Raw genomic sequence first — 20,305 nt, forward strand, 5'->3', positions numbered from 1 at the left:
TACTACGCCGGAGGCGCCGTACGCACCGTCGGCGCGGGCAAGAACGAACTCACCTTCCAGGCGGGTGACCACCACGGAACCATGAGCCTGAGCGTCAAGGCCGACGCGACCCAGACGGCCACCCGCCGCTATCTCACACCATTCGGAGATCCACGCGGAGGCGAGCCCACCACCTGGCCGGACGACAAGGCCTTCCTAGGAAAGCCCGCTGACAAGACGACTGGCCTGACCCATGTCGGGGCTCGCGAATACGACCCTGCCATCGGCCAGTTCATCAGCGTCGACCCTGTCCTCGACGGCAACAACGCCTGGTCCCTCAACGGCTACAGCTACGCGAACAACAGCCCCATCACTCAGTCGGACCCGAGCGGTCTTTACTGTGACGGCTGCAGCGTGGACAACCCGGACACGGCCTGGACCGCGGACAACGGGCCCGGGTGCACGCACAACGCGTGCTACGACCACGACGGGAACGTCGCGTACGAGATCAGCCACGGTGGTGGTGGCACGGGCGGCAACAGCGCTGGCAACAGCGGCGGTGGCAACTCAAGCAAGCAACCTGAGATCGTCCCCGGGGTGGCCATTCCCACGGAGGAAGACCTCCGGAACCGTGGGTACGACCCGTGGAAGAACCAGACGTATACCCAGCTGCTCGTCAAGTGGTCGGACGGTAAGTGTCTAAGTGACCCGTCCGGCGACGCCTGCAAAGCGCTCAATGCTCTGGGGTGGGTCAGCCCGACGCAGGACTTCCTGGAGTTCATCGGCGTACGCGACGCCATCGACTGCGCCAAGGGAAGTGTCAGCGGCTGCGTATGGACGGCAGTGGGGCTGCTGCCGGTGGGGAAGCTCGCCAAGGCGGCGAAGCTGGTCAAGAGGGGCGACAACGCGGCCGCCGCGGCAATGGCTTGCGTGAGGAGGAGTTTCCTCCCCGGCACCCAGGTACTCATGGCCGACGGCACCGCCAAGGCCATCGAGGACCTGCGGGTCGGTGACGAAGTCTTGGCGACGGATCCCGAGACGGGGAAGACGGCGCCGCAAGAGGTGACCGCTGAGCTTTTGAGCGAAGGCGTCAAGAACCTTGTAAAGATCGCTGTTGAGGATGAACGGGGAAGTTGGCAGACAGTTACCGCAACCGACAATCACCCTTTCTGGGTCACCGACCTGCGTCAGTGGGTGGATGCCGGCGACCTCAAGCCCAGTCAGTGGCTCCGCACCTCTGCGGGCACCCTGGTCCAGATCGAGGCCATCCAGCGCTGGACCCAGATCGCCCGTGTGCACAACCTGACCGTTGATGAACTGCACACGTACTATGTGCTGGCGGGAGCCACGCCGGTTCTGGTTCACAACAGTGGATGTGGAGACGTCGAGTTGGGGCCGGGTGGGGGATCTGCCGACTTCCTAAAGGCTTTCACCTCGACGAAGCCGGAGACTGAATTTGTCTTCGATTCGGGTGCAGGGAGATTTCTGGCGGGAGACCGCGAGCGCATTCCCGGAGGTCTCAGTCCGCATGAACAGCTTGCTGAAAAGGCGGGCATGGACAAGGGTGCGCCGTCCTGGGCGGCACGCTCTTCCGGGACAATGGTCGCCTTGTGTTCACAGAAAACAGTGGCCACTATGGACACAGATGGACAGACTCCACGCGCCAGCAGTTCCAGAAATTCATGAGTGACCAAGGGATTGACTTCGATTACAGGCCATGGGGCTAAGATGACCAATTGGAATCCGGTGGTGTATCGAGGGGACGGGGCATGGATCGGAATCATGCCAGACGGCCTTATCGGGGTCGGAGTGGAAGCAGAAGGGCGAGCCTCCCTTGCTAGCTCCGGGTTCGTTCCCATGTGGCCCTACCTGGAACGTGATCTTTCTGGAGCCTTGGCTGAATTTTCCCACTCCTGGGTGGATCTCGGCCGGGGAGGAGTTCCAACTCCAGAAAGGCTCATTGAGTTGACGGTCGAGTCGGCATGGAAGTCCGGCCGTTCGTACTGGATGCAGCTAGCCGCTCCATGGGCAATTGAAATGTCTCATCGAGAAGGTTTCGATCCAGGAGTCGTTCTAAGACTTCTCCTTGAAATGGCGATCTCTGAGGTTTTGCCGTCAGAAGTTCGAGATGAAGCGCAGCGTGCTAGCGAATAGGTTGTGAACCTCGTCGGAAAATCTCATAAAGGTGTTAAAACCTTGCACGTCCAGGAATTCCACCGAAGCTAGACTCCCGACGGCCGATTCTCCCCGTACCAGGGTTAGACCGCCAGCCCGACGAGTCCGGACGACCTCCCGCCCATGGGGTGTTGACGCAACAGTTCGTGGCTGTGTCGTCAAGCAAGCGAGCTCTAGACCAAAGAGAGTCAACGTAATGGATCCTCGAGGGTTGCCGCAGTTGTCGGAGTGGGTGACCGGCGCCGAGGTCGACGGGTACCACCTCCAGGGCTTCATGTCTGCCAACGTCTCAGTGGCTGAGGCTGCTGCTCTGGCGGACTTGTACTGGCCGAAGCTCGTGGAATACCGTGGCCGCGTATTCCTCGGTTTCAAGTTCGACGGAAAATCCATCGATGACTGGTACGGCCGTCTGTCAGGTGATTGGCGGGCAGTCGAATCGGTAGTGAACCATGTCCACTTGTGGGACTACTTTGTGATCACCTTGGAGTCGGAGTACACCGCACTTCCTGAACTGGCGGAGACCATTGCCGTCATGTGGCGAGCGGCGGTACAGAAGGCTTTCTCTGACCGGGAGCTCGAGATCACCGTCTCGGACAGCTCCGGTGACTATGGCCCGACATTGCGACTCACTGGCAGCTGACACCCGGACGGGCAGATCTTCCTTCCGGGTGGCTTCGCCAAATATTGTGCTCCAAGCCGAGGGCCTGCCTGAGAGGGAAAATTTTAGGGAGATCCGGCGGCGTAAGCGGAGTGACCGTGCCGTTCAAATTCGGTGACTTTTGATACCTGCCTTCGATTCGAACAACCCTCGGAGAGTCCATGTATGCGCGCGTGCCACGGTTCATCCCAGTCATGCTTATCTTGGCAGCTGGGACACTTACTACCGTCGCGTGTTCCTCGAGTACCGATGCGCGGCAAGTGGGTGGGGCAGAGAAGTCGACCGAGTCTGCCGAGGCTTTCCTGGTGCCACTCACGAAAGCACAGTTGAGGGCGCTCACCTTCAAGGAGGGTGAGGTCTCGCAGGTGCGAGAGGGCGGGATCGCGCTACAGGATTTCGACACGAAGAGCGGTAGGCCCTCGTTCCCGCCGGTTTCTGACCCTTCCTGTAATGCGATGGTCGATATTCGAATCGGCGAGAATGCATCCGTCGTCGTTTCTCAGCTCTTCGACTGGGAGGGAGACATCTATGCAGGCTCATCGATCATTGCCTCGTACGAACAGGGTGAAGCACGCAAAGCCTTTGCCGAACTTGAGCAGGCGCTTGGCGCGTGCCACTCCTACTCGGGCGAACACCTTGCAGGGAAATTCAAGGCAGCCGTCAAGGTGGGGAAGGCTCTGAATGTGGGAGACGAAGCCGTGCGTTTCCGGGAAATCATCCCCACCAAGGACTTGGGGGACCGGGATGAGCAGTTCACTGTGGTTCGATCCGGAAACGTGATCGTGGCCTTCCAGAGGATGAATATCGGAGGCAGCTCCTCTTTCCCTGATGATCTGATCAACAAGCAGGTTGAGCGTCTGCGTGAAGCGCAACGCAAGTGAGCGCCGGTCGGCGCCGTTGCTGGCGCCCTGGCCGGAGAAGATGCCCGAGCGTAGTCGGCTGGATCGGATGACCCTCGCCTCGGTTCTATGGCAGAGGTGGCTTGTGTGATGTGCGCAAGGTGGATATCAGGGCCGCGAGCTGGGGCGCGCCGGTGGTGAGGACGCTTTCCGGGTCGTCGCTTTCCCGGAGAAGGATCGTTCCGGGGGACGGGGTAGCGACATAGACGCAGGAGGAGGCCTCCTCACTGTGGGTGGACTTCTGCCAGGTCGGTTCGGTCTTGGTCATGGCTCGGCCTTCAGGTGTCCTGGGTGATGTGGTGGATGAGGTCGCGGGAGGCGTTGGGCTCCAGGGCCGCTTCCTCCATGCGGTCCAGGATCAGCCGGTATTTCGTCAACTGCGCTGCTGCATGGATGAGTTCGCTACCGTGCGCGGCATCGAGCTGCGCCGTGTCGAGTGCGGGGACCGGCCCGTAGGCGTAGTCCAGGCCGTGGCCGACGGTGGGGAACACGGTGCCGTCGAAGGGGATTACCCGCAGGGTGATGTGCGGCTGCTCGCTCATCTTGGACAGATGCTCCAACTGCGGCCGGGCGACATCGCGTCCGCCGAAGCGCATGCGCAGGGCGGCTTCGTGAATGATCGCCGTGTACTGCGGTGGCTGTTCGCGATGAAGGATGCCCTGACGCTTGATGCGGTGGGAGACGCGGTACTCGATCTCGTGCGGGTGGAGCGCTGGAACCGCCAGGCGGAAGAGGGTACGGGCGTGCTCGGGGGTCTGGAGCAGGCCTGGAATGTTGATGACCTGGGCCATGCGCAAGGCCCGCGCGTGGTGTTCCATCTCCGCGACATCGAGGAAGCGGGACGGCAGCGTGTCCCTGTACTCCTCCCACCAGCCGCGTTCGCGGTATGCCGCCATGGCCACGAGGGCGTCGACCAAGGCCCCGTCGGTGCAGGCGTAGTTGTGGGCGAGAGTGCGGATGCGCTGTTCGCTGAGGCCGAAACGGCCGGTTTCGATATTGCTGATACGCGCCTGGTTGGCGCTGATCATCTCGCCGGCCTCGCGTGCGGTCAGACCCGCCTGCTCGCGCAGCTTGCGCAGTTCTACACCCAGACGGAGTTGGCGTGCCGTGGGTGTCTGCCGTGGCGGCATGTTCTTCTGCTCCTCGCTCTGCCTTGCGCGGTCACCCACACGAGTGGAGCGTCGGATGTATCCGCAGATTTCGTAGAAACCATTCTACGTACGCCGCTACGGTGAGACCCGAACCGCTCAACCACCCCCGCCGGTAAGCCGGAAGTGCACCGCGTACGTGCCTGTACGTGGCACCGCCACCGTCACCCCCGGTCGGGCGTCGAGCGAGTCGAATGAAGCAAGTCCCCCCACCGCAGGAGGCTTTCATGGTCACCGTATCGCCGCCGTCCCCGCTGGAGTGTGAAGCGGACCCGACTTGGGCGTACGCCCTCCAGCTGCCCCACGATCCCCGCGCCGCGCGTATCGCCCGCATCACCCTCCGCGCCGTGCTCACCGGGCACGGAATGTCTCAACTCCTCGACCCCGCAGAGTTGTTGGCTTCCGAACTCGTCACCAACGCCTACCGGTACTCCGTCGGCCCCGCCGCCCTCCGCCTTCGCGGCCTGGGTGGCAGCCGACTGCGGGTGAGTGTCTGGGACGCCAACCCTCATATCCCGCCCTCGTTCGACAAGCGCTCAGGACCGCTGCGTCCTGCGCCTGTGCCGGTGGAGGCCGACGGTGGGCGTGGACTGTTCCTCGTATGCCACTTCGCGGACGCGTGGGGCGGGTATCCGCTCGGAGATGATCTCTTCGGGACGAGCGGGAAGCTGCTGTGGTGCGAGCTGGGGGTGTCGGTGGCTGATCGTGCCGGAGCCGCCGCGTGACGGCCGAGCGGCCGGTGATCAAGCGGGGGGCGGCCAGGGTGGCCCCGCGCTATCGTGGAAACGCGACACGCTCTGTAACCAGCGGAGGACCGTGGTGACCACCATGACCGAGCGCCCGACGGCCATAGACGCCTCTTCGGACGGAGCCTTCGAGGACATGCTCCGAATCGTCGAGGAGCTGGACACACCTGACGGCTACAAGGCCGAACTCATCCGGGGGAAGATCATCGTGTCGCCGTGGTCGAAGCTGCGCTACAAGAAGGTGATGAAGTCACTGCGGCTGCAGTTGCAACCCCATGCCCCGGAGGGGCACGACGTCGACGTTGCGCCGTTTCTTTTCACTTTCCCCGGCTCTGAGCGGGGGTTCGGCCCTGACCTGCACGTCGCCGACGAGATGGCCTTCGACGCCGATGGCCGCCATGCCGACGGTGCCGCTCTGTCCCTCGCCGCGGAGCTGACCTCCGACTCCACCAAGGACGCCGACTGGCTCGACAAGCTGGACACGTACGGTCGGGTCGTGCCCGTGTACCTGGTGCTCGACATGCAGGTTCAGGAGGTGACTGCCTTCTGGGATCCGTCTTCGAAGGGTTATCGGTCCCGGCACTCGGTTCCCTTCGGGGAGTCGCTGCACGTGCCCGCGCCCTTCGACTTCGAGTTGGACACGTCCGGGTTCTTCGCCCGCGCGCATGACGCCAATGGAGAGGGCGCGCGGGAAGCGTGAACACCGGACGTCGGTCTGCGGGCGAGTCGGCGCAGACCGACGACGGTACGGCGGCTCTCAGCCCACCAACCCCAACTCCCGCGCGATCAGCATCCGCTGGACCTCGCTCGTGCCCTCGCCGATTTCCAGGATCTTGGAGTCGCGCCACATGCGGGCGACCGGGTACTCGTTCATGAAGCCGTAGCCGCCGTGGATCTGGGTGGCGTCGCGGGCGTTGTCGACGGCGATGGTGGAGGAGTGGAGCTTGGCCAGGGCCGCCTCCTTCTTGAAGGGTTCGCCCGCCACCAGGCGGGAGGCCGCGTCGCGCCAGGCGAGGCGGGCCGTGTAGGCCTTCATCTCCATGTCCGCGATCTTGAACTGGATCGCCTGGTTGGCGCCGATCGGGCGGCCGAAGGCGTGGCGCTCCTTCGCGTACTTCAGTGATTCGTCCACACAGCCCTGGGCCAGGCCCGTCGCGAGGGCCGCGATGGCGATGCGGCCCTCGTCCAGGATGCGGAGGAACTGCGCGTAGCCGCGGCCCTCGGAGCCGAGCAGGTTCGCGGCAGGGACGCGGACGTCGGCGAAGGAGAGCTCCCGGGTGTCGGAGGCGTTCCAGCCGACCTTCGAGTAGGGGGCCGCGACCGTGAAGCCGGGGGTGCCGGACGGCACGATGATCGAGGAGATGAGCGGCTTGCCCGCCTCGGTGCGGCCGGTCACCGCCGTCACCGTGACCAGGCCCGTGATGTCCGTCCCCGAGTTGGTGATGAAGCACTTGGTGCCGTTGATCACCCACTCGTTCGTCGTCTCGTCCAGGCGGGCCGTCGTACGGGTCGCGCCCGCGTCCGAGCCGCCGTCCGGCTCGGTGAGGCCGAAGGCGCCGAGGATCTCGCCGGAGCAGAGGCGGGGGAGCCACTCCGCCTTCTGCTCGTCGGTGCCGAAGAGGTGGATCGGCATCGCGCCGAGCGAGACGCCCGCCTCCAGGGTGATGGCCACCGACGAGTCGACGCGGGCCAGCTCCTCCAGCACGATGCCGAGGGCCATGTAGTCGCCGCCCATGCCCCCGTACTCCTCCGGGAACGGCAGCCCGAACAGGCCCATGCGGCCCATCTCGCGGACGATCTCGTACGGGAACTCGTGGCGCTCGTAGAAGTCGCCGATCTTCGGCGCCACGACGTCGTGCGCGAAGTCGGCCACCGTACGGCGGAGCTCGTCGAGTTCGGGGGAGAGGCGGTGGTCGAGAGGCATGGGGATCACTCCTGGTGGGAGAGGGCGCGGACGGTGCGGGACGGGCTGGGTCGGCCCAGTTGTTCGGCCATCCACACGCTGGTGGCGGTGAGACGGTCGAGGTCGACCCCGGTGTCGATGCCGAGGCCCGTCAGCATCCACACGAGGTCTTCGGTGGCGAGGTTGCCGGTGGCGCTCTTCGCGTACGGACAGCCGCCGAGGCCGCCCGCGGACGCGTCCACCGTCGTGACGCCGTGCTGGAGCGCGGCCAGGGTGTTCGAGAGCGCCTGGCCGTACGTGTCGTGGAAGTGCACGCCGAGGGAGGGGGTGGGGATGTTCTGTTCGTTGAGCGCTGTGAGGAGCCGGCCCACGTGTCCCGGGGTCGCCACTCCGATCGTGTCGCCCAGGCTCAGCTCGTCGCAGCCCATGTCCATGAGCGCACGGCAGACCCGTACGACCTGGGGGACGGGCACCGGACCCTCCCACGGATCGCCGAAGCACATGGAGAGGTAGCCGCGCACGTGGGCGTCCTGCGCCTTGGCCCGCGCGACCACCGGCTCGAACATCGCCAGCGCCTCGTCCACGGTCCGGTTGAGATTGGCCTTGGCGAAGGACTCCGTGGCACTGGCGAAGACCGCGATACGGGTCGCGCCGAGTGCCAGCGCCCGGTCCAGGCCCCGTTCGTTCGGTACGAGGACGGGGAGGGCCGTGCCCGAGAGGTCGCTCAGGTCGCGGACGAGGGGGAACAGGTCCTCCGCGTCGGCCAGTTGGGGCACCCACTTGGGGTGGACGAAGCTCGTCGCCTCGATGGTGCCGAGGCCGGCGTCGGCCAGCCGCCGTACGAACTCCGCCTTGGTCTCCGTCGGGACGGTCGCCTTCTCGTTCTGCAGTCCGTCGCGGGCGCCGACCTCGTGGATGCGGACGTGGGCCGGGAGTCCCTCGGCTGGTACGGCCATGGGCAGCCCTAGCTCGGGGGTGGTCATGCCTTCTCCTCCTCCTGCGCTTCCTCGCTCGGCGCCACCACGGCCAGGATCTGGTCCATGGCGACCGTCGTGCCCGGGGTGACGTCCAGCTCGGTGACGGTGCCGGCGTGCGGGGCGGAGATGACGTGCTCCATCTTCATCGCCTCCACCACCAACAGGCTCTGCCCGGCGGTCACTTCGTCCCCGACGGCCACCTTCACGACGGTCACCGTGCCGGGCATGGGCGCGGTGAGGGAGTCCGCGCCCGCGTGTGCCGCGCCGGTGAGGGAGGCTGCGACGGGGTCGTGATCCAGCAGATTCCAGACGTCACCGTCGCGGCCGAGCCAGGTGGAGGTGTGGTGGAAGGTGTGGGTCCGGCCGGCGAGATGGAGGGTGACGGTGGGGGGCTGCGAAAAGCGGTTCTCTTCCCCAGACCCACCCCTTCCCGAAACCGGGGTCAAGCCCCTGGACCCCCAGGAGATGGCGGCTGCGCCACCAGGCTCGTCGACAGGTTCGGCTGCGCCGTCTACGCCGTCGAGCCGGAACTCCGCGCCCTCCGCCGTGCCCCGCACGCGGACGGTCACGGGGTCGTGCCCTGGCACCCGGAGGTGGTGCACGGTCCAGGCGTGCTCGCCACCGAGCCGCCACCCACTGGGCACGGAGAACGGATCGACCCAGCCGGACTCATTCAGCCCGTCCGGCGTTTGAGGACGAGGCCGTTCAGGCCGATTGGCGGGGGTCTGGGGGCGCAGCCCCCAGCTTCGGGAAGGGGTGGGGTTGGGGAAGAGCGCCGCCTGTCGCAGCAACCCACCCACCACGTACACCTCCGGCGGAACCCCGGTCGAAACCAGCCCCTCGACCTCCCGTTCCACCAACCCCGTGTCCAACTCCCCCGCGACAACCGCAGGATGACCCAACAGCCTCCGCAGGAACCCCGCGTTCGTCTGCACCCCGAGTGTCACCGTCCCCGCCAACGCCCCGCGAAGCCGCCGCAGCGCGGTCGCCCGGTCCGGCCCGTACGCGATCACCTTGGACAGCATCGGGTCGTACAACGACCCGACCTCCGTGCCCTCGGACAGCCCCGAGTCCGTGCGGATGCCGTCCCCCTGGGGCTCGTGCAGCCGCAGGACCGTACCGCCGGACGGCAGGAACCCCCGCGCCGGATCCTCGGCACAGATCCGGGCCTCGACGGCATGCCCGGTGAGCGTGACGTCGTCCTGGGCGAACGCGAGCCGCTCACCCGCCGCCACCCGCAACTGCCACTCCACGAGATCGATCCCGGTGATCATCTCGGTCACCGGATGCTCGACCTGGAGACGCGCGTTCATCTCCATGAAGTAGTACGAGGACACGGGGGGTTCGGGGGGTGTCCCCCCGATGGGCACAGTGACGCCCGGCACGATGAACTCGACCGTGCCCGCCCCCGAGTACCCGCACGAGCGGGCCGCCTGGACGGCAGCCTCGCCCATCGCGGCGCGGGTCTTCTCGTCGAGGAACACGCTGGGCGCCTCCTCGATGATCTTCTGGTGCCGGCGCTGGAGGGAGCACTCGCGCTCGCCGAGATGCACCACGTTCCCGTGGCCGTCCGCGAGGACCTGGATCTCGATGTGCCGCGGCCGGTCGACCCACCGCTCGACGAGGAGCGTGTCGTCACCGAAGGAGGCCCGCGCCTCACGCCGCGCGGCGGCGATCTCGTCCGCCAGCGCGGAAGCGTCCCGCACGAGCCGCATCCCCTTGCCGCCCCCGCCCGCCGACGGCTTCAGCAGTACGGGCATCCCGATCTCCCGCGCGGCCTCGGCCAACTCCGCATCCGTCAGCCCACTACCGGAAGACCCCGGCACCACCGGAACCCCCGCCGCCTTCACCGTCTCCTTGGCGCGGATTTTGTCGCCCATGAGCGAGATGGCGTCCGCCGGAGGGCCGATGAAGACAAGCCCCGCGTCGGCGCACGCACGCGCGAAGTCGGCGTTCTCCGCGAGGAATCCGTAGCCGGGGTGCACCGCCTGCGCCCCCGTCCTCGCCGCCGCCTCCAGCAGCCGTTCCGCGGACAGATAGCTCTCGGCGGCCGGCGCCGGACCGATCCGTACCGCCGTGTCCGCCTCGCGCACGTGCCGGGCGTCGGCGTCCGCGTCCGAGAAGACGGCCACCGAGCGGACGCCCAGCGACCGGAGCGTACGGATGACCCGTACGGCGATCTCGCCCCGGTTGGCCACAAGTACCGTGTCGAACATCGTCGTTCGTCCCCTCACGTCTGTCCCCTCACATCCGGAAGACGCCGAACTGGGGGTCACCCAGCGGGGCGTTCGCGCAAGTCGTCAGAGCGAGTCCCAGCACCTGCCGGGTCTCCATCGGGTCGATCACACCGTCGTCCCAGAGCCGGGCGGTGGCGTAGTAGGCGTTGCCCTGGGTCTCGTACTGGGCGCGGATCGGGTCCTTGAAGGCCTCTTCGTCCTCCGCCGGCCAGGACTCGCCGCGCCCCTCCAACTGGTCGCGCTTGACGGTCGCGAGGACCGAGGCGGCCTGCTCACCGCCCATGACCGAGATCTTGGCGTTCGGCCACATCCACAGGAAGCGCGGGGAGTACGCCCGGCCGCACATCGAGTAGTTGCCCGCGCCGTACGACCCGCCGACCACCACCGTCAGCTTCGGTACGCGTGTGCAGGCGACGGCCGTGACCATCTTGGCGCCGTGCTTGGCGATGCCCCCGGCCTCGTACTGACGGCCCACCATGAAGCCCGAGATGTTCTGCAGGAACACCAGCGGGATGCCGCGCTGGTCGCACAGCTCGATGAAGTGGGCGCCCTTCTGGGCGGACTCGGAGAACAGGATGCCGTTGTTGGCGACGATGCCGACCGGGTGGCCGTGGATCCGGGCGAAGCCGGTGACGAGGGTCTGCCCGAACTCGGACTTGAACTCGGCGAAGCGCGAGCCGTCGACGACGCGCGCGATGACCTCGCGCACGTCGTAGGGGGTGCGCGAGTCCACCGGCACCGCGCCGTACAGCCCGGCCGGGTCCACCTTCGGCTCGATGCCCTGTGTGACCGACCAGGGGAGGGGGCCGCGGTCGGGGAGTGTGGAGACGATGGTCCGGACGATCCGCAGCGCGTGCGCGTCGTCCTCCGCGAGGTGGTCCGTGACGCCGGAGACGCGGGAGTGGACCTCGCCGCCGCCAAGTTCCTCCGCCGTGACGACCTCGCCGGTGGCGGCCTTCACCAGGGGCGGGCCGCCGAGGAAGATCGTGCCCTGGTTCCGCACGATCACGGCCTCGTCGCTCATCGCCGGGACGTACGCCCCGCCGGCCGTGCACGAGCCGAGGACGGCCGCGATCTGCGGGATGCCGGCCCCCGACATCCGGGCCTGGTTGTAGAAGATCCGCCCGAAGTGCTCGCGGTCGGGGAAGACCTCGTCCTGCATGGGGAGGAAGGCGCCGCCCGAGTCCACCAGGTACACACAGGGGAGGCGGTTCTCCAGCGCCACCTCCTGGGCGCGCAGGTGCTTCTTCACCGTCATCGGGTAGTACGTGCCGCCCTTGACCGTGGCGTCGTTGGCGATCACCACGCACTCGCGGCCGCTCACCCGGCCGATCCCGGCGATGACGCCCGCGGCCGGGGCCTGCCCCTCGTACATCCCGTCGGCCGCCAGCGGGGCCAGCTCCAGGAAGGGCGAGCCGGGGTCGAGGAGCGTGTCCACGCGGTCGCGCGGCAGCAGCTTGCCGCGGGCGGTGTGCCGGGCGCGGGCCCGCTCACCGCCGCCGAGACGGGCCGCGGCCAGCTTGCCCCGCAGCTCGTCGACGAGCGTGCGGTGCGCCTCCTCGTTGGCCCGCCAGGCCTCCGCCGCGGGGTCCCCCGCGGTCGTCAGCTCCGGTGCCTCGTGCATTCTGCGGTCCCCTCACCCGGTGGTCACCGGTCCATGAACCAAGCCGTCGTCGCCCATGAACCAAGCTGTCGCTTGCGCATGAACCAAGCTGTCGCCGGCCCATGAGCCGAGTTGCTGTGGGCCATGAACCAAGTTAATGAGCGTTAACGCGTTTCCTCCAGGTTAACGAGCGCTAACCTCCCTGTCTAGAATTGCGTCCATGGCCACGAGAACCGACGCCCCCACCCGCCGCGAGCAGATCCTCAAGGAGGCCGCGCGGCTCTTCGCCGAGCGCGGTTTCCACGGCGTCGGGGTCGACGAGATAGGGGCGGCGGTCGGCATCAGCGGCCCCGGCCTGTACCGGCACTTCCCGGGCAAGGACGCGATGCTCGCCGAGCTGCTGGTGGGGATCAGCGGGCAGCTGCTGACCGGCGGCAAGCGCCGGCTGGCGGAGTCCGACGGGAACCCGGAGGCGCTCCTCGACTCGCTCATCGAGGGGCACATCGACTTCGCGCTCGACGACCGTCCCTTGATCACCCTGCACGACCGTGAGCTGGACCGCCTCCGGGAAAGCGACCGCAAGCTGGTGCGGCAGCTGCAGCGGCAGTACGTCGAGCTGTGGGTGGAGGTCGTCCGCGAGGTCTATCCGGGGCTGGCCGAACCGGCGGTCCGCTCGGCGGTGCACTCGGTGTTCGGGCTGCTGAACTCCACCCCTCACCTGGGCCGCCCCGGCGCACTCCCGGGCCGCGCGGGCACGGCGGAGCTGCTCCATCGCATGGCGAGAGGCGCCTTCTCGGCCGCCGCAGCGTGACGAGCGTTACGCGGGTGCTCCTCTGGACGCTGCCGCCTACTCGCCGGTACGGTGATGTTCTGAGCAAGCGCTTAGACATGGACTCATGAGCCAGGTGGAGGTGGCGGCGGTGCGCCGTACGGTGTTCAACGAGGATCACGAGGCGTTCCGGGAGACCCTCCGGGCCTTCATCGAGGCCGAGGTCGTCCCCGTCTACGACGAGTGGTTCGCGGCCGGCCAGGCGCCGCGCGACTTCTACTACAAGCTCGCCGAGCTGGGCGTCTTCGGCATCCGCGTGGACGAGGAGTTCGGCGGCGCCGGCATCGACTCGTACAAGTTCGAGGCCGTGATGTACGAGGAGACGGCCCGCGCGGGTGTCTCCTTCGGCGGCTCCGGTGTGCACGTGCTGCTGGGCCTGCCCTACATCAAGGCGCTCGCCACCGACGAGCAGAAGAAGCGCTTCCTGCCGAAGTTCGTCTCCGGCGAGGAGATGTGGGCGCTGGCGATGACCGAGCCGGGCACCGGCTCCGACCTCGCGGGCATGAAGACCACCGCGAAGCTCTCCGAGGACGGCTCGCACTACGTCCTCAACGGCGCCAAGACCTTCATCACCGGTGGTGTGCACGCCGACCGCGTGATCGTCTGCGCCCGTACGTCCGCGCCGACGGCCGAGGACCGCCGCTTCGGCATCTCCCTCTTCGCCGTGGACACCAAGGCCGAGGGCTACTCGGTGGGCCGCAAGCTCGACAAGCTCGGGCTGAAGACCTCCGACACCGCCGAGCTGGCGTTCGTCGACGTGAAGGTGCCCGTCGAGGACCTCCTCGGCGAGGAGAACAAGGGCTTCTACTACCTCGGCGGCAACCTGCCCTCCGAGCGCTGGGGCATCGCGTTCGGCGCGTACGCGCAGGCCGCGGCGGCCGTCCGGTTCGCCAAGGAGTACGTGCTGGAGCGGACCATCTTCGGCAAGCCGGTCTCGCACTTCCAGAACACCAAGTTCGAACTGGCCGCCTGCCAGGCCGAGGTGGACGCCGCGCAGGCCGTCGCCGACCGCTCGCTCGAAGCCCTGGACGCGGGCGAACTCAGCCCCGCCGAGGCCGCGTCCGCGAAGCTCTTCTGCACCGAGGTCGCGCACCGCGTCATCGACCGCTGCCTCCAGCTGCACGGCGGCTACGGCTTCATGAACGAGTACCCGATCGCCCGCCTGTACGCGGACAACCGGGTCAACCGCATCTACGGCGGTACCAGCGAGATCATGAAGTCGATCATCGCCAAGGACATGGGTCTGTAAGGCCCGGGAAACCATCCGAGAAATCACTGCACGGTACAACTGACACATGAGTCAGGCACTTGAAGCCCTGCTCGATCTGCTCGACCTCGAGCAGATCGAGCAGGACATTTTCCGCGGCCAGTCCCGGTTCGCCGTCGTCCCCCGCGTCTTCGGCGGGCAGGTCGCCGCGCAGGCACTGGTCGCCGCGGGGCGTACGGTCCCCGACGACCGGTTCGCCCACTCGCTGCACGCGTACTTCCTGCGCGCCGGGGACGCGGGCGCGCCGATCGTCTACACCGTCGACCGGATCCGCGACGGCCGGTCCTTCACGACCCGCCGGGTGGTCGCCGTCCAGCACGGGCAGCCGATCTTCCACCTCTCCGCGTCCTTCCAGACGTACGAGGAGGGCATGGAGCACCAGGCCGACATGCCGCCCGCGCCCGATCCGGAGACCCTGCCGACGGCGGCCGAGCTGCTGCCGCGGTACGCGGACCTGTATCGCGAACAGGGTGTCGTGGAACGGCTGTTGGAGGCCCGTGAGGCCGTCGACCTCCGTTACGTCGACGCGCCGCCGTTCGCCAGCGTCGGGGAGGCTCGCGAGCCGCGTTCCCAGGTGTGGTTCCGCGCCAACGGCAAGCTCGCGGACGATCCGCTCCTGCACGTCTGCCTCGCCACGTACGTCTCCGACATGACGCTCCTCGACTCCGTACTGCTCGCCCACGGACGCGGCGGCTGGGTCACGGGGGACGTCGTCGGCGCCTCCCTGGACCACGCGATGTGGTTCCACCGCCCGTTCCGCGCCGACGAATGGCTCCTGTACGACCAGGAGTCACCGTCCGCGTCCGGCGGCCGGGGCCTCGGCCAGGCCCGTATCTACACGCAGGACGGGCGGCTGGCGGTCACGGTGATCCAGGAGGGGGTTGTACGGGTTCCTCGGTGATCCTGGGCCTGGTCCTGGTCCTGGTCTAGGAGCGGTGAGGTCAGCTCCTCGACGTGTACGCCACGAAGTCCGCCCACGCTTCCGGCGCAAGCGCGAGCTGAGCCCCATCCACGTTCTTGGAGTCGCGGACGTGCACCGTGCTGGGGGCGAGGGCGATCTCGACGCAGGAGTTGCCGTCAGGGCCGTCGCTGTAGCTGCTCTTGAACCACCCCAGCTCGGAGCTGTCTCCGGCAGAAGCCTTGCGGATCATGTCTCTCCCAGCAGTTGCTCGATGAAGGCCAGCGACTCCCGTGGGGTAAGAGCCTGAGCCCGGATGGTGCCATACCGCAGCTCCAGGATCCGCAACTGCTTCGGATCGGAGGTCGGTCGGCCGCTGTACGCACCGTCGGAGCGGCCGACCGCTGTGCCGTCCGCGAACTTCAGCACTTCGATCTTCCCGTCCAGCCCTGGGTGAGCCTCCGCGTTCGTCGGCATCACCTGAAGCGTGACGTTACGCAACCGCCCCACCTCCAGCAGATGTTCGAGCTGCTGACGCCACACCATTGTGCCTCCGACGGGACGGCGGAGTGTCGCCTCTTCCTGGACGAAGCTCAGCGCGGGTGCAGGCGAGCGCTCGAAGATGGACTGCCGCGCCATACGAGCGGTCACCATGCGCTCCACCTCCTCGGGCGAGTACGCGGGCTGCCAAGCCTCGAACAGGGCTCGCGCATGCTCAGGTGTCTGCAACAGGCCGTGGATGCTGAGCCCGACGTACACGCCCAGCTCAACCGCTCTGGCCTCCATCTGCGCCAAGTCCCGTACCTGCTTCGGGTACCGAACCTTCGCCACATCCTCCTTCATCGCTGAGAGCAACCCACCCGCCCCCAACACCTCGTCCGCCCTGTCCAGATACTCGCCCCGGGGGATCCGCCTGCCGCCCTCGATCTTGTAGACCAGGTCCTCCCCGTACCCCACCGCCGCCCCGAACTCGGCGGCCCGCATCCCCACCGCCTCCCGCCGCAGCCTGAGCTGCCGCCCCACGGTCGCGACGACCGCCACTCCCCAGTCGTCGTCCGGGTCGACCTCCCAACCCGGCTCGTCCGCCTCGCTCTTGAGCCGTCGTACCTCGCCGTCCACCGACATAGCGCACCCCTCCGTCGTACTTCCGTGCCGCAACGCCCGTACCCCCACGGCCGGTACCGACAGCCCGGACAGCAGTGGACAAGCTCCGGACAGTCACCGTACGCATCGGCGTCGTCACTGGTCACGGTAAGCACGCGCCGCCACGCTCAGTGACGTGAACAAGGAAAGGTCCACCCAACTCGACACCCCCACCCGTCACTTCAGCGTGTTGCTGTCGCCCACGCCACGCGGCGCCCGCCTCGCCCGGCTCCTGGGCGCGGAGTGGCTGCGTACCTGGGACCTGCCGTACGGCGTGACCGAGACCGCAGAGCACCTGGTCGCCGAACTCGCCGCGAACGCCGCCACCCACGGCCGCCTCCCCGGGCGGGACTTCCGTCTCGCCCTCCTGGCCCGCGGTGAGACTCTCCGCATCGAGGTGACGGATACACGCGGCGACGACCTCCCGCGCCACCGCCACCCGTCCCCCGACACCGAGTCCGGACGCGGCCTGCTCCTCGTCGAGGCCCTCGCGGACCGCTGGGGCGTCGAACTGGGCCCCGTCCCCCGAAAAACCGTATGGGCGGAGCTCGACCTGGCACCGCACTCACCGGAGCCTGAGGGCGTGTGTTCCGGTGGGTCTGGCGCTCTTCCCAAAGAAACACGAGGCGGAAAGAAACCCCACCAAGCCCCACCCCTCCCGCCCACGGCGGGCGCTCACTCGGGCGAGTGAACATCACCAACTCGGCTGGCTTCGGGACAGGTTGGCTGCTCTACGCTCAGCGCGGCACCACACAACCGCAGCAGCCACACGACCGCAGACATGCGACGGCCCCCGCCGGGACGGCAATCCCAATGCGAGGGCCTGACCACAGAGGAAGAAGCACCTTCCCGATGGATACGCAGAACACTAGCGTGCGCCCGCACGCCCAGACCCGTACCGCGGGCAGAAACCACCCGCCCCGGAGCGCCCGCGCGAACACCCACCCGGGCGGCGGCATCGTGCACGACAACTCCCGCCACACCACCCGTTTCACGGTCGTCGGCAACCACCTCGCCCAGCACCCGGAGCTGTCAGGGCTGGCCATCGGACTCGGCGTCCACATCCAGTCGCTCCCCACCGGCGCCCGCGCAGACATCAAGACCCTCGCCGCCCGCTTCCCCGAGGGGTCGACCCGTATCGCCGCCGCCCTGCGCGAACTGGAGACCCACGGCTACCTGCGCCGCACCCGCGAACGCACGGAGAGCGGGCGGATCGTCACCCGCACGGTCTCCTGCAACCAGCCGGGGCGACACGGGGACGCTTCCGACGACGAATCCAAGGGCTGGGTCAAACCTCAGGCCAGGCCTCAGGCCAGGCGGGCGGCCGAGCAGCGGAAGCAGCCCCCACGCCGTGCCCTCCCCGCCGTACCGAAGCCCGCGTACGCCTCCCCGGCCCTCCTCCGGACGGCCATCGACGTCCTGGCGGGCCTCCGCCGCGAAGACCCCCGCCTCTTCCTGCCCGCCACCGACGCCGAACACCTCGCCCCCGGAGTCGCCGCCTGGCTGGAGCGCGACCTCACCCCGACCGCCGTACGCCACGCCCTGGCCAACGACCTGCCGGTCGAGCCTCTGCGTCGCCCGGCCGCCTTCCTGGCCCACCGCCTCGCGGCCCAACTCCCGCCCCTACCTCCGTATCGCGCCCCCGAATCGCCCCCGCCCGTGAGGCACCCCCTCCGCAACTGCGACGGCTGCGACCGCGCCTTCCGCGGACCTGAGCCCGGCCGCTGTCGCGACTGCCGCGAGTTCCGGCAACCCGTCCCAGCGTTCACCTGACGGCGCCCACCCGCGGCTCGGCACTCCCCGCGCTCACCGCACGAACGGCCCAGGCAGGTACCTGAAGCAATGGACTTGCCGTACCACCCCACCTCGCCCAGACAGGAACCCGTATGGTCAGCTCGCCCCACGAGGCGATGCACCGCATCTTCCAAGAGCACCCGGATCTCTTCTCCCGGGTCTCCGAGGTGCTGGGCGTCGATTTCGGCTCACCCACCTCGTTCACCGTCCTGCCGACCGACCTCACAGAGGCCCGTCCGCTCGAACGTCGCGTCGACACACTGCTGCGGCTGGAGACAGAGGACGACGAGCCGCTGCTCCTCGCCGTCGAAGCCCAGGGCAAGAAGGACCCCGACAAGCCCGCGAGCTGGGCGTATTACGCTTCGTACCTGCTCACGAAGTACCGGTTGCAGCCGATACTGCTCGTCGTCTGCCAGGACCTCGCGACCGCCGAATGGGCAGCGCGACCGGTGCACTTCGGCCCTCGGCAGTGGCCTTTGCTCACCCTGCGCCCGCTGGTCGCGGGCCCGCACAACATGCCGGTGATCACCGACCCCGCCGAGGCCCGCAAGGACCTCGCACTCGCGACGCTGTGTGCGATCACCCACGCCAGGAACCCGGACATCGGGGCCATACTCAAAGCAATGACGACCGTCCTGCGGGACACACCGGACGCCGTCAAGAACCCCGTCATCGAATTCATCTCACAGGGCCTGGGCAAGCTGCCTGCCGCAGCACTTTGGAGGAAACTAGTGGCCGTGGACCTTTCTTTCTACAAGTCGCCCCTCTTTGAAGAAGTCCGCGAGGAGGCCCGGTCGAAGGCCTTGGCGGAGGGCCTTGCAGAGGGCCTTGCGGAAGGCCTTGCGGAAGGCCTTGCGGAGGGCCTTGCGGAGGGCCTTGCGGAGGGCCTTGCGGAGGGCGAGGCGCGCCGCGCAAGCGAGGACGTCCTGGCCGTCCTGGCGGAGCGCGGCATCGATGTCCCTGAGGATGCCCGTGAGCGCATCACCGGCTGCGGCGACCCCGAGATCCTGCGCCACTGGCTCCGGCGTGCCGTCACCGCCCCGGTGGCTGAGGACATCTTCACGGTCGATCAGCCCACGGACCTCGACACGAAACGCCGAGCCGGTACACAGACACCCGGAGGTGCCGCGATGAGCGGCGACGGCCGGCCCTGACGGACTGCCTTGTGCCGCACACAAGGGCTCAGTCTGTGTCTGTGTCTTCTGCGTCGGGTTCGGTGTCCATGAGGCCCGCTGCGTCCAGCAGGTACGCCGTCATCGGGTCGTAGTGGCGGGGGCTCGTGACGTGGTCGTCCATGGGGACGGTCACCTGGACCGTGCCCTCGGACTCCGCGAGGAACAGGGCCGGGTCGTTGCAGTCGGCGTAGCCCATGGAGTCGATGCCCAGCTGGCCCGCGCAACCGGCCCAGCCGTGGTCGGCGACGACCAGGTCGGGCAGCGGGCGGCCCGCGCTTTCCAGGCCCTTCAGGATCGCGCGCATCGGCTCGCCCGAGTGGGTGTGCCACAGGGTCGCGCCGTGTTCCAGGACCGCGACGTCCGCGAACTGGAAGACGTATCCCTCGTCCGTGGTGAGGCCGTCCGGGATCACGACGATCTCGCAGCCGGCGGAGCGCAGCGCGGCGGCGGTTGCGCGGTGCACGTCGAGGAGGCCGCCCGGGTGGCCCGTCGCGAACAGCACGCGCTGCTTGCCCGCGGCCGCCTTGCGCAGCCGGCCGGCCATCCGCTCCAGGGCGTCGACCGTCAGGTCCGGGTCGATGGTGTCCTGGCCGTAGCGGTACTCCGGGTCGTCGTTCACGCCGCACCTCTCGGCCATCACCGCCAGGACGTCCTGCTCGTCGGTCCAGCGGTCGCCGAGCTCCAGGCCGAGCCAGTAGTTGCGGTCGCCGTTCGCCAGCTTGCGGTAGTGGGAGAGGTTGTTCTCGCGGGGGGTGGCTACGTCGCCCGCGATACGCGTCCGTACGAGGTGGTCGACAAGGTCGGCGCGGCTGGGGGTCCCGGGTATCGGCATGCCCCCATTCTGCCGGTGCGCTCCGCTTGGTGGCCCCGGTGT

Annotated in this window: 20 protein-coding genes and 1 pseudogene; 12 read left to right on the forward strand and 9 right to left on the reverse strand. The window is 67.9% G+C overall.

Annotated elements, in window-relative coordinates; all coding sequences use genetic code 11:
• Positions 1 to 81: 81 nt before the first annotated feature.
• From QF035_RS33045 to QF035_RS33060, 4 genes and pseudogenes are all read left to right on the forward strand, one after another.
• Positions 82 to 1,290, forward strand: a pseudogene (locus tag QF035_RS33045) (RHS repeat-associated core domain-containing protein); the annotation flags it as partial.
• Between the two features lie 263 nt (positions 1,291 to 1,553).
• Positions 1,554 to 1,706: a polymorphic toxin type 43 domain-containing protein gene (locus QF035_RS33050; protein WP_373466996.1), complete on the forward strand. Its 153-nt coding sequence runs from the start codon at positions 1,554 to 1,556 to the stop codon at positions 1,704 to 1,706.
• 659 nt (positions 1,707 to 2,365) lie between these two features.
• Positions 2,366 to 2,794 carry a hypothetical protein gene (locus tag QF035_RS33055; protein WP_307524057.1) on the forward strand — a complete coding sequence of 143 codons (429 nt, stop codon included), beginning with the start codon at positions 2,366 to 2,368 and terminating at the stop codon, positions 2,792 to 2,794.
• 323 nt (positions 2,795 to 3,117) lie between these two features.
• Positions 3,118 to 3,693 (forward strand): hypothetical protein, encoded by a 576-nt coding sequence (locus tag QF035_RS33060; RefSeq protein WP_307524058.1) that lies wholly within the window; start codon positions 3,118 to 3,120, stop codon positions 3,691 to 3,693.
• 85 nt (positions 3,694 to 3,778) lie between these two features.
• Here QF035_RS33060 and QF035_RS33065 read toward each other — a convergent pair whose 3' ends face one another.
• Positions 3,779 to 3,979 carry a DUF397 domain-containing protein gene (locus QF035_RS33065; RefSeq protein ID WP_307524059.1) on the reverse strand — a complete coding sequence of 67 codons (201 nt, stop codon included), beginning with the start codon at positions 3,977 to 3,979 and terminating at the stop codon, positions 3,779 to 3,781.
• A gap of 10 nt (positions 3,980 to 3,989) precedes the next feature.
• Positions 3,990 to 4,841: a helix-turn-helix domain-containing protein gene (locus QF035_RS33070; RefSeq protein WP_307531619.1), complete on the reverse strand. Its 852-nt coding sequence runs from the start codon at positions 4,839 to 4,841 to the stop codon at positions 3,990 to 3,992.
• A gap of 245 nt (positions 4,842 to 5,086) precedes the next feature.
• Here QF035_RS33070 and QF035_RS33075 point away from each other — a divergent pair, with 245 nt between their 5' ends.
• Both QF035_RS33075 and QF035_RS33080 read left to right on the forward strand, forming a co-directional pair.
• Positions 5,087 to 5,584 carry an ATP-binding protein gene (locus QF035_RS33075; protein ID WP_307524060.1) on the forward strand — a complete coding sequence of 166 codons (498 nt, stop codon included), beginning with the start codon at positions 5,087 to 5,089 and terminating at the stop codon, positions 5,582 to 5,584.
• A 103-nt stretch (positions 5,585 to 5,687) separates the two neighbouring features.
• A complete protein-coding gene (locus QF035_RS33080; RefSeq protein ID WP_307524061.1) occupies positions 5,688 to 6,305 on the forward strand; it encodes a Uma2 family endonuclease in 618 nt (205 codons plus the stop codon).
• Between the two features lie 57 nt (positions 6,306 to 6,362).
• Here the strand turns inward: QF035_RS33080 and QF035_RS33085 are convergent, their stop codons facing one another.
• From QF035_RS33085 to QF035_RS33100, 4 genes are read right to left on the reverse strand one after another with little or no spacing between them, the layout of a single operon-like run.
• Positions 6,363 to 7,529, reverse strand: coding sequence for an acyl-CoA dehydrogenase family protein (locus QF035_RS33085; RefSeq protein ID WP_307524062.1), 1,167 nt, complete (start codon positions 7,527 to 7,529; stop codon positions 6,363 to 6,365).
• 5 nt (positions 7,530 to 7,534) lie between these two features.
• Complete coding sequence (locus QF035_RS33090; RefSeq protein ID WP_307524064.1) at positions 7,535 to 8,491, reverse strand: hydroxymethylglutaryl-CoA lyase; 957 nt, start codon at positions 8,489 to 8,491, stop codon at positions 7,535 to 7,537.
• Positions 8,488 to 10,701 (reverse strand): acetyl/propionyl/methylcrotonyl-CoA carboxylase subunit alpha, encoded by a 2,214-nt coding sequence (locus tag QF035_RS33095; RefSeq protein WP_307524066.1) that lies wholly within the window; start codon positions 10,699 to 10,701, stop codon positions 8,488 to 8,490. Before QF035_RS33095 ends, QF035_RS33090 begins: the two co-directional genes overlap by 4 nt.
• Before the next feature lie 28 nt (positions 10,702 to 10,729).
• Positions 10,730 to 12,346 carry a carboxyl transferase domain-containing protein gene (locus tag QF035_RS33100; protein ID WP_307524068.1) on the reverse strand — a complete coding sequence of 539 codons (1,617 nt, stop codon included), beginning with the start codon at positions 12,344 to 12,346 and terminating at the stop codon, positions 10,730 to 10,732.
• Positions 12,347 to 12,545: 199 nt separating this feature from the next.
• On the opposite strand from QF035_RS33100, the gene QF035_RS33105 reads away from it, so the two are divergent.
• The 3 genes from QF035_RS33105 to tesB all read left to right on the forward strand — a co-directional run bounded on the left by QF035_RS33105 (position 12,546) and on the right by tesB (position 15,322).
• The gene (locus tag QF035_RS33105; RefSeq protein WP_307524070.1) at positions 12,546 to 13,136 is read left to right on the forward strand and encodes an SACE_7040 family transcriptional regulator; all 591 of its coding nucleotides are present in this window, start codon (positions 12,546 to 12,548) and stop codon (positions 13,134 to 13,136) included.
• Positions 13,137 to 13,245: 109 nt separating this feature from the next.
• The gene (locus QF035_RS33110) at positions 13,246 to 14,403 is read left to right on the forward strand and encodes an acyl-CoA dehydrogenase family protein (RefSeq protein WP_307531621.1); all 1,158 of its coding nucleotides are present in this window, start codon (positions 13,246 to 13,248) and stop codon (positions 14,401 to 14,403) included.
• Between the two features lie 46 nt (positions 14,404 to 14,449).
• On the forward strand, positions 14,450 to 15,322 hold the full coding sequence (gene tesB / locus QF035_RS33115) for an acyl-CoA thioesterase II (protein WP_307524072.1): 873 nt from the start codon (positions 14,450 to 14,452) through the stop codon (positions 15,320 to 15,322).
• A 40-nt stretch (positions 15,323 to 15,362) separates the two neighbouring features.
• Here tesB and QF035_RS33120 read toward each other — a convergent pair whose 3' ends face one another.
• Together QF035_RS33120 and QF035_RS33125 are read right to left on the reverse strand one after the other, a co-directional pair.
• Positions 15,363 to 15,572, reverse strand: coding sequence for a DUF397 domain-containing protein (locus QF035_RS33120; protein ID WP_307524074.1), 210 nt, complete (start codon positions 15,570 to 15,572; stop codon positions 15,363 to 15,365).
• On the reverse strand, positions 15,569 to 16,444 hold the full coding sequence (locus QF035_RS33125; RefSeq protein WP_307524076.1) for a helix-turn-helix domain-containing protein: 876 nt from the start codon (positions 16,442 to 16,444) through the stop codon (positions 15,569 to 15,571). Before QF035_RS33125 ends, QF035_RS33120 begins: the two co-directional genes overlap by 4 nt.
• Positions 16,445 to 16,598: 154 nt before the next feature.
• Between QF035_RS33125 and QF035_RS33130 the strand changes: the two genes are divergently transcribed.
• From QF035_RS33130 to QF035_RS56300, 3 genes are all read left to right on the forward strand, one after another.
• Positions 16,599 to 17,153: an ATP-binding protein gene (locus QF035_RS33130; RefSeq protein WP_307524078.1), complete on the forward strand. Its 555-nt coding sequence runs from the start codon at positions 16,599 to 16,601 to the stop codon at positions 17,151 to 17,153.
• Between the two features lie 161 nt (positions 17,154 to 17,314).
• On the forward strand, positions 17,315 to 18,235 hold the full coding sequence (locus QF035_RS33135; RefSeq protein ID WP_307524080.1) for a helix-turn-helix domain-containing protein: 921 nt from the start codon (positions 17,315 to 17,317) through the stop codon (positions 18,233 to 18,235).
• A gap of 113 nt (positions 18,236 to 18,348) precedes the next feature.
• Entirely contained in the window at positions 18,349 to 19,410 is a 1,062-nt protein-coding gene (locus QF035_RS56300) for a hypothetical protein (protein WP_307524082.1), read from the forward strand.
• A gap of 28 nt (positions 19,411 to 19,438) precedes the next feature.
• On the opposite strand, the gene QF035_RS33145 is transcribed toward QF035_RS56300, so the two are convergent.
• On the reverse strand, positions 19,439 to 20,263 hold the full coding sequence (locus QF035_RS33145; RefSeq protein ID WP_307524083.1) for a phosphatase: 825 nt from the start codon (positions 20,261 to 20,263) through the stop codon (positions 19,439 to 19,441).
• Positions 20,264 to 20,305: the final 42 nt, after the last annotated feature.

Origin of the sequence: Streptomyces umbrinus (genome assembly GCF_030817415.1) — a bacterium.
Lineage (GTDB): Bacteria > Actinomycetota > Actinomycetes > Streptomycetales > Streptomycetaceae > Streptomyces > Streptomyces umbrinus_A.

What these genes read in the sequence shown, in the direction of transcription:
- QF035_RS33065 (WP_307524059.1), bottom strand. Translation starts at nt 3,979, where the DNA reads ATGACCAAGACCGAACCGACCTGGCAGAAGTCCACCCACAGTGAGGAG.
- QF035_RS33070 (WP_307531619.1), bottom strand. Translation starts at nt 4,841, where the DNA reads ATGCCGCCACGGCAGACACCCACGGCACGCCAACTCCGTCTGGGTGTA.
- QF035_RS33075 (WP_307524060.1), top strand. Translation starts at nt 5,087, where the DNA reads ATGGTCACCGTATCGCCGCCGTCCCCGCTGGAGTGTGAAGCGGACCCG.
- QF035_RS33080 (WP_307524061.1), top strand. Translation starts at nt 5,688, where the DNA reads ATGACCGAGCGCCCGACGGCCATAGACGCCTCTTCGGACGGAGCCTTC.
- QF035_RS33085 (WP_307524062.1), bottom strand. Translation starts at nt 7,529, where the DNA reads ATGCCTCTCGACCACCGCCTCTCCCCCGAACTCGACGAGCTCCGCCGT.
- QF035_RS33090 (WP_307524064.1), bottom strand. Translation starts at nt 8,491, where the DNA reads ATGACCACCCCCGAGCTAGGGCTGCCCATGGCCGTACCAGCCGAGGGA.
- QF035_RS33095 (WP_307524066.1), bottom strand. Translation starts at nt 10,701, where the DNA reads ATGTTCGACACGGTACTTGTGGCCAACCGGGGCGAGATCGCCGTACGG.
- QF035_RS33100 (WP_307524068.1), bottom strand. Translation starts at nt 12,346, where the DNA reads ATGCACGAGGCACCGGAGCTGACGACCGCGGGGGACCCCGCGGCGGAG.
- QF035_RS33105 (WP_307524070.1), top strand. Translation starts at nt 12,546, where the DNA reads ATGGCCACGAGAACCGACGCCCCCACCCGCCGCGAGCAGATCCTCAAG.
- tesB (WP_307524072.1), top strand. Translation starts at nt 14,450, where the DNA reads ATGAGTCAGGCACTTGAAGCCCTGCTCGATCTGCTCGACCTCGAGCAG.
- QF035_RS33120 (WP_307524074.1), bottom strand. Translation starts at nt 15,572, where the DNA reads ATGATCCGCAAGGCTTCTGCCGGAGACAGCTCCGAGCTGGGGTGGTTC.
- QF035_RS33125 (WP_307524076.1), bottom strand. Translation starts at nt 16,444, where the DNA reads ATGTCGGTGGACGGCGAGGTACGACGGCTCAAGAGCGAGGCGGACGAG.
- QF035_RS33135 (WP_307524080.1), top strand. Translation starts at nt 17,315, where the DNA reads ATGGATACGCAGAACACTAGCGTGCGCCCGCACGCCCAGACCCGTACC.
- QF035_RS56300 (WP_307524082.1), top strand. Translation starts at nt 18,349, where the DNA reads ATGGTCAGCTCGCCCCACGAGGCGATGCACCGCATCTTCCAAGAGCAC.
- QF035_RS33145 (WP_307524083.1), bottom strand. Translation starts at nt 20,263, where the DNA reads ATGCCGATACCCGGGACCCCCAGCCGCGCCGACCTTGTCGACCACCTC.